9 protein-coding genes are annotated in these 9,325 nt (G+C 39.0%); 4 read left to right on the plus strand and 5 right to left on the minus strand.

What is annotated here, in order from left to right; translation table 11 throughout:
* Positions 1-80: 80 nt before the first annotated feature.
* Together ACQKIC_RS12165 and ACQKIC_RS12170 are read left to right on the plus strand one after the other, a co-directional pair.
* Entirely contained in the window at positions 81-473 is a 393-nt protein-coding gene (locus ACQKIC_RS12165; protein ID WP_402868903.1) for a CidA/LrgA family protein, read from the plus strand.
* Complete coding sequence (locus ACQKIC_RS12170) at positions 448-1,131, plus strand: LrgB family protein (protein ID WP_402868905.1); 684 nt, start codon at positions 448-450, stop codon at positions 1,129-1,131. The genes ACQKIC_RS12165 and ACQKIC_RS12170 overlap by 26 nt, the downstream gene beginning before the upstream one ends.
* Positions 1,132-1,203: 72 nt before the next feature.
* Here ACQKIC_RS12170 and ACQKIC_RS12175 read toward each other — a convergent pair whose 3' ends face one another.
* The 5 genes from ACQKIC_RS12175 to ACQKIC_RS12195 form a co-directional block, all read right to left on the minus strand.
* Entirely contained in the window at positions 1,204-2,382 is a 1,179-nt protein-coding gene (locus tag ACQKIC_RS12175) for a Ger(x)C family spore germination protein (protein ID WP_402988262.1), read from the minus strand.
* A 3-nt stretch (positions 2,383-2,385) separates the two neighbouring features.
* Positions 2,386-3,858 carry a spore germination protein gene (locus tag ACQKIC_RS12180; protein ID WP_402988258.1) on the minus strand — a complete coding sequence of 491 codons (1,473 nt, stop codon included), beginning with the start codon at positions 3,856-3,858 and terminating at the stop codon, positions 2,386-2,388.
* Positions 3,833-4,942, minus strand: a complete 1,110-nt coding sequence (locus tag ACQKIC_RS12185) for an endospore germination permease (RefSeq protein WP_402988254.1) — start codon at positions 4,940-4,942, stop codon at positions 3,833-3,835. The genes ACQKIC_RS12180 and ACQKIC_RS12185 overlap by 26 nt, the downstream gene beginning before the upstream one ends.
* Before the next feature lie 183 nt (positions 4,943-5,125).
* Positions 5,126-5,275, minus strand: coding sequence for a YflJ family protein (locus tag ACQKIC_RS12190; protein WP_402988248.1), 150 nt, complete (start codon positions 5,273-5,275; stop codon positions 5,126-5,128).
* Between the two features lie 54 nt (positions 5,276-5,329).
* Positions 5,330-6,418 carry an undecaprenyldiphospho-muramoylpentapeptide beta-N-acetylglucosaminyltransferase gene (locus tag ACQKIC_RS12195; protein WP_402988243.1) on the minus strand — a complete coding sequence of 363 codons (1,089 nt, stop codon included), beginning with the start codon at positions 6,416-6,418 and terminating at the stop codon, positions 5,330-5,332.
* Between the two features lie 189 nt (positions 6,419-6,607).
* Between ACQKIC_RS12195 and ACQKIC_RS12200 the strand changes: the two genes are divergently transcribed.
* Both ACQKIC_RS12200 and ACQKIC_RS12205 read left to right on the plus strand, forming a co-directional pair.
* Positions 6,608-7,720: a mechanosensitive ion channel family protein gene (locus ACQKIC_RS12200; RefSeq protein ID WP_402868914.1), complete on the plus strand. Its 1,113-nt coding sequence runs from the start codon at positions 6,608-6,610 to the stop codon at positions 7,718-7,720.
* Between the two features lie 127 nt (positions 7,721-7,847).
* The gene (locus tag ACQKIC_RS12205) at positions 7,848-9,203 is read left to right on the plus strand and encodes an MATE family efflux transporter (protein ID WP_402956883.1); all 1,356 of its coding nucleotides are present in this window, start codon (positions 7,848-7,850) and stop codon (positions 9,201-9,203) included.
* The last annotated feature ends 122 nt before the right edge of the window (positions 9,204-9,325 follow it).

Genomic DNA, 9,325 nt, shown 5'->3' on the forward strand with positions numbered 1-9,325 from the left:
ATTTACTCAATCTTTTTCTATAATAAATACAATTGACCAATTACTAAATACATTCAAATAGTCATGGAAAGGATCTAATTATGAAAAAAATCATTCTTTTTATCATCCAGCTTTTCCTGTTGGTTATCATTTGTGAACTAGGGATTTATTTATCCAATTTCTTCAGTTTGCCCATTCCAGGAAGCGTAATTGGCATGCTTATATTATTCATTTTATTACAAACTAAAATTTTAAAAGTGGAGTGGGTTGATATTACATCAACCTTTTTAGTCAAACATCTGGCCTTTTTCTTCATTCCGATTTCTGTAAGCTTAATGACCATGGGTTGGCTCTTTCTAAAATACGGACTTCCCTTAGCCCTAACACTGCTAATCAGTTTGATTATCGGGTTCATCGTATCATCCCTGGTCGTCCAAAAGTTCTCCCGTAGAGAAGAGGTTAAACAGCGTGACAACATTCATCACACTTTATAGTATAATGATTACAATCATAGCCTATGCTATCGGTAGGAAAATATACAGTACACATCCTTCACCTTTTACGACGCCTGTTTTTTTTGGAACAGTCACTATTATTCTCGCGTTGCTAATAAGTGGGTTGGATTTCAATGACTATACCCCAGGCAAAGACATCATCACGTATTTCTTAGGACCGGCTACTGTTGCGTTGGCCGTTCCTCTTTATAAAAATAGAGCCATAATCGCAAAATATGCGATACCAGCAATCAGCGGCATGGTTCTGGGTCTTGCCGTGACATTAACCCTTGCCTTAACCATCGCCAAAGCCTTAACACTTCCGCTTTATATCCTTCAGGGATTGGCGGTTAAGTCCATTACAGTTCCTATTGCCGTGGAAATCACCAAAATTTATGGCGGAAACCCTAATATTTCTGCAGCTTTCGTCATTTTAACCGGTGTTTTAGGCACGATGATCGCACCTAAATTGATGGATAAACTGAACGTCACGATGCCTTTCGCCCGTGGCATTGCTTATGGCACAATTGCACACGGACTTGGGACTGCCCAAGCAACACAGGAAAGTGAATTTACAGGAGCGGTCGCAGGTGCGGCAATGGCCCTTTCCGGCATCATCATTTCATGCTTATTTCCACTAATTAATCATTTTCTCTAGCATGATAAAAAATCCACATCGTCATTTGCCGATGTGGATTTTTTATGAAAAGATTCTGACTGAGGACCTAGCCTATTTCCCATCATTCCCAGGCAATTTTGAACTTTTAAACGGATGGTAATCAAGTGTACCAGCGTTGGTCAGGTTAACTGTTATGTTAATTTGGTCAATTGAATTTCCCTTCAAATAATCATTTGGTTCCTTAAAGCCTTTAGCTTGCCAAAATTTCAATTCTTTACGGTATAGAGTTCTCCCCAGACCCAGTGGATCTCCATTCCGTTTTAAGCCTATTTTATATGTCTTTTCAATTTCTTTTCTTATATAGTCTTGAACTACATTTTCAAAGTTCTTTAAAGGTTCTGCATTTGACATTTCCAAGATACTCCCATTAATATGTATATCCAGGTTGTATTTAGCTTCATTATCTTTAATGAACGGTTTGATTTTCACTTTAGGGTGGGATAATGAGATGTAATTTGTGCCGTCACCTTTTTTAAATTCAAGTGGTGTTCTATTCGTATCTTCCGTTACCCAGCGCAATCCTTTTAAATCATCAATGGAATACCAATTTAACGATTTTTTATAATACAGGACAAAAGCTCCGTCAATCATGAAAGTCCTGCGCTTTTTCTTGTCCTCGGTCCAATCCTTTTCACTAAAAGAAATCGTCGGAAGGATCGTAGTTATCGAAACGTCCCTGTAAGTGGAAATAAAGGTTCTCAATGAAATCGGTTTAATATAGGAAATGTTTTCATAAACCGCTTTTGGAAAATGCAGCTCTGAATATAAAGGCGTTAAATTGAAAAAACCTTTAATAGCAAACAATTCCTTCAATGGCTTGTTCGTCGCAAAAATATTACTTGAATACCGAATCAAATTATATCTGAATGCGGCATCAATTATATCATTTATATTGTGCTTTAACGCCCTATCCGTCAACACAAAGGTCGAAACTTGACCAAGGTATAATCGTTGTTGTGCGGACTGATACAAATGGTTTATTGCCTCGGCAATGGATTTCCCTGAATGTTTCCCGACATACACCTTTCCCGGTTCTGTACTCTTGTTTTCTTGCTTGGCTACACCAGATAAGTCAACCAACTGTACATATACCTCATACTTGCCATCAAGATAATCCACTCCTAAAGTAGTCACGTAATGGATATCCTGAATATCCTTATAATCCCAACATCCCGTTAAAAGTGTAAAGGCCGATAAGATGAGAAAAAGCTTCGACAATCGTCGTGTCACTGTTTACTCCCCCTTTTCCGTTTGGTCTAGAGCGCCTTTAGTTCTTTTCTTAACATTCCATGGGATTTTTATAAAAGCATCTGAAACTTTCGAAAGACTTGGAGGTGAAAGTTCATTCATATAAGGTACTCCAAACGACTCGAGAGAGGAAACCCAAAAAGTGACGAATATAAATCCAATAAGTAAACCATAAATACCCAGAATAGAACTAAGTATTAAGATTAATAAACGGATGATTGATACGACCCCTGTCAAAGATTGATTAACCAAGGTGTAGGAAGCCACTGACGTGACTGCAGCGATGACAAGCATTGTTGGAGATGTCAATCCGGCACGAATGGCTGCGTCACCGACGATTAAACCACCAACGACTGCAACAGTCTGGCCAACTGCTTGAGGTAACCGTACTCCCGATTCACGGAACAACTCGAATAACCCTAGCATGAGAAACATTTCAAGCGCAACAGAGACAGGTAGTCCCAATCTGGAGATACTGACTGTTGCAAGTAAAGGAAAAGGCAATTGGTCTATGTTATACGCCGATAATGCCACCCAAAAACCTGGAAGCAATATAGAACACACCAATCCAAAGACTCGTAGAAGCCTTTCTAAAGAAACGAATATGAAAGGAAGGCTTGAATCTTCGGCCGCTTTAATCTGAAGCAATAATGTTGTCGGTGCTATGATGACGGTGGGTGAACCATTCATAAGTACAATGAACCTGCCTTGGTTTAATGATCCCACGCAAAAATCGGGTCTACTCGTATAATGAGTCAGTGGGAACAGCCTGAAATTTGCCTTTGAGATCAACTCCTCAAGCTGTTGATTACTAATCAATACATCAATATCAATTTCATTCAGTCTTTTCCTTACCAGCTTAACAAGTTCAGGATTTATTATGTTCTCTATATACATTAGGGCGACTTTTGTTTGGGTGCTCTTCCCAATGGTAAACTCTTCATAGGATAGCGAAGCTGTTCGCATCCTTTTACGTATGAGAGCCACATTCGTTGCAAGATCTTCCACAAACCCATCCCGTGGGCCCCGAAGAGAAATTTCAAATGATGATTCCTCCGGACTCCTGTTTGGAATGTCTGGTAAAGGTAATGCAAAAAGCTGCTGTGTAACTTGGAAAAAAATAAGGATTTCCCCGCTGAATACCCGTCTACTTATGTCCTCTTTATCAATCGGACTGCAAGAAAGCTCTGTCAAAGTCAAAGAAGGATGAAATGGAGGCTCGAGCTTTTCATGATCATCCTTTTGCTCCAGCATAACGTGAATGTATTGCAATACATTATTATTCAATTCAATTGTATCTACCATTCCGGGGTAATAAAATAAGAGGATGTTCGCTTTTTTATTCTGTTCACTTTCCATTACCCTAAATAAAATATCCGAACTATTCCTGAAAAGCTCTCGAAAAACTTCTTCCGTATAATAGTATGGTTTATCATGGGCGCTTTTGAATCGTTTCATCAGGAACCACCTTTCGTTTAGGTTTCATCTTGGCTGCCACTGTAAATAAAAGAATAAGAATAATGAGCAAAAAGAAAGTACCCAGAAAATAATAGTTCTTTAAGAATGTATAAAAATGAATATCGCTTAAGGGAATTACATTGATAATAATCATCATTATTGCCAGGACCAACAGGATCCCTTTCTTCATATTCGCTGTTTTTACTCTTAATAAATCCGGAAGTAAAAACATCGCCATTGATACCCGAATAAAGGCGCCAGCAATCCATTGATATATGGAAAAAAAGTCTGTATGGGCAATGTACTTCCCGATAGTCAACAAGCGCCATTGTTCATAAGCCGGATATCGCATTTCGCTAGAAAGAATTGGGCCGAACTCAATAATGGCACCGGTAAGCGGGCCAAGGATTAATACCGTGATGATGCCCATCATCCCCAATACCGTTTTCAGTTTAATGGCCTCTCCATTTGAAAGATGATGCTGAAATAATATAACGATAATCAACTCCAGATATCCATTTGCAATGAAGTACATTGATTTAATCCCAAAGAAATAACCCTGCTCAAATAGTGGAAAGAGAAAATCATAGTTTTTTTCGGGTATATTACCAGTAGCTACAAAGATACCTAAAACAATCACAATGGGTAATAAAATCGCTGAATTAATGGCAATGGTCTTAAGGTTAGAATACGCAAGCACGGCACATATACACGCAAAAGGTATAATAATGGCGATTGAAGGTGTTTCTGGCAAGGACGTGGTACGGACCCAGTCAACCATATCTTTAGCCGTCGTCAAGATGATCGTGATCAAATATACTGAAAGCACGAAACATATTACCTTTGTAAACCGTTTTCCCATTCGATTTGCCAACCAGGGAAAAAGATGCTCCGTTTTTTTCTTCTTTAAAATCCAATACAGAAGGAACGCCCAACCAATAGATAAAACACCTGTGAGAACAGCAAATATCCAAGCATCTCTTCCTGCCACATCCAATACCAAAGGAATGATCATAACGTGGTTCAGCAATCCTACCGAAAGGATGACTATCGGTAGTGACGAATTAAAATTAATCTTTGTCATATTTTAAACTCCATAAGGGAAAAGTTTTATCCATAACTATAAAGCATTCATTGTTTTGGAATAATAAATAGCATTTGCAGTGTAATAGGAATATATCCAAAAAGAAAAGTTATAGGGTCTATTTCTAAAAGACACTTCAAGAAAAAACATAAGGGAGCCGCAACGTAATACGTTGCGGCTCCCTTATGTTTTTTCGTTTTTATTGAGTTCATATAAACGTCTTAACTCATAGGTTTTATACAATTCTAACTTTCTTCGTTCAATAGGATGATAACTGATTCCTGCAGTTTTTAACTGCTGAATGAACCATCCTTTCGAGTATTGGTGAGCCATCCTTCCCCCTCCTCTTTTCGAAAAAAGATATGCTTGAGGAAGGGAAATAATAACCTACTTTTTACTTTTCATTACATTCGTCAACAATTCATACATTTCCGCCGCAGTTTTGAACGGACGCTTTTGACGCATTTTCGTTTGGTATGCGTCGGAATTATTGACTAGATCAAGAAGTGCCTGGTTAAAGACTTGATCTGATAATTCCTCTTCCTGAATCACCTTACAGAAGCCTTGCTTTTCAAAGCTTGCAGCATTTAAAATCTGATCCCCACGGGATGCGGCCGCACTAAGCGGAATAAGTAGCATTGGCTTTTGTAGGCCGAGGAATTCAAAAATTGAATTCGAACCTGCTCTTGATACAACAACATCAGCACACGCTAGCAAATCGAATAGTTCTTCATGTACGTATTCAAATGGGGCATACCCTCTTTGCTTAAGTTCCGACTTGACATTACCTTTTCCGCAAATATGAATAATTTGATAATCCTTTAATAATTGATCCAAGTTATCCGTTATCAAGTTATTTATTTTAACCGCTCCAAGGCTGCCGCCCATGACCAATAATACGGGCCTGCTATTCGTGAAACCACAAATGGTCTTGCCTTTTGAAGGTTTACCTGTGAATATCCCATCACGTAGTACCGCCCCAAGGTACATGGCCTTATCTTTTGGCAAGTCCTTTTCCGTCTCTTCAAATGTCGTGAATATTTTAGAAGCAAGCGGCATGGCAATTTTATTGGCTAGCCCTGGTGTATAGTCAGATTCATGAATCGCTATGGGGATTTTCAACATCCTTGCTGCCAATACGACCGGAACCGAAACAAATCCACCTTTTGAGAAAATGAAGTCAGGCTTAGTTCGTTTTAAAATCTTTCTTGCGTCAAAAATCCCCTTTATTACACGGAAAGGATCTTTTGCATTTTCTACAGAAAGGTACCGCCGGAATTTACCAACTGAAATCGTTTCATATCGAATTTCAGGAAATTCCTTTTCAATGATATCTTTTTCAATCCCTTTTTTAGAACCGATATAAGTAACATCCCACTCATGTTTTAAAAATTCCGGGATGATTGCTGCATTAACTGACACATGACCGGCTGAACCTCCACCGGTAAACACTACTTTCTTAGTCAAAATTTCCACCTTCCAAACTTAAAAAATCACTTTCCATCCATAGTACCACATTTCAAGGGTATATTTACTCGAAAATGCAAACAATGATATAGAATAACGTAATAAATGCAATGAGCGATTATTTTTTCATTTTCACTCTGAATATATTATAATCTTAGTATTCTACAATTCTACAGAATACATTGGAGGAACATTACATTGCAAGAAGTTTCTGAATCTCTTAATCAATTTGAAGGAATTGATGCATGGACACAACTAGGAATTTCTATCATTATTTTCCTTCTGGTCCTTTTGTTAAGGAAAGCATTCACTACTTATATTTTCAAATTTTTCCTTAAAATCGCAAAAAAAAGAAAAATTGAATTTGCCGCCAACCTAATGCTAGCCATTGAGCAACCAGTAAGATGGCTCATCGTTTTGATAGGAATCATCATTTCGATGCACTACTTTCCAATTGACATCCCATCAGAAATTATGAGGTCGAAGATATACCGTTCGGTCTTTGTCTTCTTGTTCTTTTGGACGATTTTCAATATCAGCTCGATTTTAACCATCTTGTTCCCTAAGTTAGTTAGTAAATTCGGACTGGAAGTCGATCAAATCGTGATGCCGTTCTTAACGAAAATCATTAAATTGATTATCTTGGCACTGGGAGCATCCATCATTGCGGAAGAATGGGGATTTAACGTCAATGGATTTGTTGCAGGTCTTGGACTAGGAGGTCTAGCCTTTGCCCTTGCTGCAAAGGATACTGTCAGTAACTTCTTCGGTGGAATCGTTATCGTTACCGAAAAACCTTTTACTATCGGCGACTGGATTAAAACACCAAGTGTCGAAGGGACGATTGAGGACATTACGTTTCGTAGTACGAAGGTTCGTACATTTGCGCAGGCTCTCGTTACGGTTCCGAATGCCACCCTTTCGAATGAACCAATCATCAACTGGTCGAAGATGGGCAAAAGGCAGATTGCTTTTCATTTAGGCGTGAATGTCACAACGCCAAAGGACAAGTTGGAAAATGTCATTAAGAGAGTTGAAAAAATGCTTACTGACCATCCCGAAGTCCATCCCGAAACCATACTGGTGAAATTTGATGAGTTCAGCCATACGGGTTTCAACATCTATTTGTATTTCTTCTCAAACGAAACCAACTATGGGGAGTATTTAGCCATCAAAGAAGATATCAACTTTAAGATTTTGGATATCCTCGAAGAAGAAGATGTCCAGATTGCCATCCCTTCTCAGGCATTCATCCTACAAACCGATTCGCATACAGCAGACATGAACGATTTTCAATCCATGCATGACTGACAAAAGGGACTGCCTAAATACCGGCAGTCCCTTTTTATATCTTGCCTTAAATAAAATCAAAATGTTCAAGGGATTTTATGATATAATTCTTTCATTGTGAAAAAATTTCATACACCGAGGTACATCGATGAATCAAACTTATAAAAAGTCAGAAAAGATCCGTTTGTTATTTTATATTTTGATACCTATCCTCATCACCCAAATCAGTCTCTATGCCATGACTTTTTTTGATGTGATGATGTCGGGCCAATACAGTACTGAAGATGTTGCCGGCGTCTCGATAGGAAGTTCGCTCTGGACTCCAGTCTATACGGGATTGAGTGGCATTTTGATTGCCTTGACTCCGGTCGTCTCACAGCTAATCGGATCAAGACGTACAAAATTGGTATCCTTTTCAGTGATGCAGGCCATATACTTGGCCATATCCTTAGCCGTCATAGTTTTAGTCGTCGGGTCATTTGTTTTAAACCCTATTTTGAATGCCATGGATTTGGATTCAACTGTCCACCGGGTCGCGCATGACTATCTGGTTGCCCTATCAATCGGGATTGTTCCATTATTCATATACAATGCCTTAAGATCCTTCATTGATGCACTGGGTCAAACAAGAATTTCGATGGTTATTACGTTGATCGCACTTCCGATAAATGTTGTGTTCAATTACCTTCTCATATACGGAAAATTTGGTTTTCCGAAACTTGGAGGGGTCGGTTCTGGTTATGCCACCGCGATTACCTATTGGTTAATCGCTATCATTGCCATCTTAGTCGTGGTGAAAATGAATCCGTTCTCTTCCTATCTCGTTTTCCATGAATTTTTCAGGGTATCTTGGATTGAATGGCGGTCCCTATTAAAGATAGGCGTCCCTATCGGATTGGCCATCTTTTTCGAAACAAGCATTTTCTCAGCCGTTACCCTCTTCATGAGTAAATATGATACGATCACTATTGCTTCACATCAAATTGCGATGAATTTCGCGTCATTGCTTTATATGATGCCGCTTAGTATATCTATGGCCCTAACCATTGTCATTGGATATGAAATTGGTGCTAAACGATATAATGACGCCCGTGAATACAGCAAGATAGGAATAATCATGGCTCTGTCGATGGCCCTCGTCAGTTCAGCTATCCTATTTTTCTTCCGGGAACCTGTAGCTGCTCTCTACACAAAAGATCACGCTGTAGTTGCACTAACTTCCCATTTTTTGATCTATGCCATCTTCTTTCAGATATCCGATGCCCTGCAGGCACCCATTCAGGGAGTATTACGTGGATACAAAGATGTCAATGTCACTTTCGCTATGTCACTTGTCTCCTATTGGGCACTCGGACTGCCTATAGGCTATCTATTTGCTAAGTTTACGGAAATGGGAGCTTTCGGATATTGGGTCGGTTTAATCTCAGGTTTGGCACTAGGAGCAATAGGTCTGGCCGCTCGTTTACGATACATTCAGCATATAAAATTCAATAAAACCGCTTAAAAAGGTGAAAAAAGGATTTATCCTTTCCAGTTTGTCGACAAAAGGGGTCCGGAATGATTTCATTCCGGACCCCTTTTTGATATTTTCTTGAAATTTCGCTCAAAATTTAGAATATAGGTCTC

It is taken from the genome of Peribacillus sp. NPDC046944, assembly GCF_050272735.1.
GTDB lineage: Bacteria > Bacillota > Bacilli > Bacillales > DSM-1321 > Peribacillus.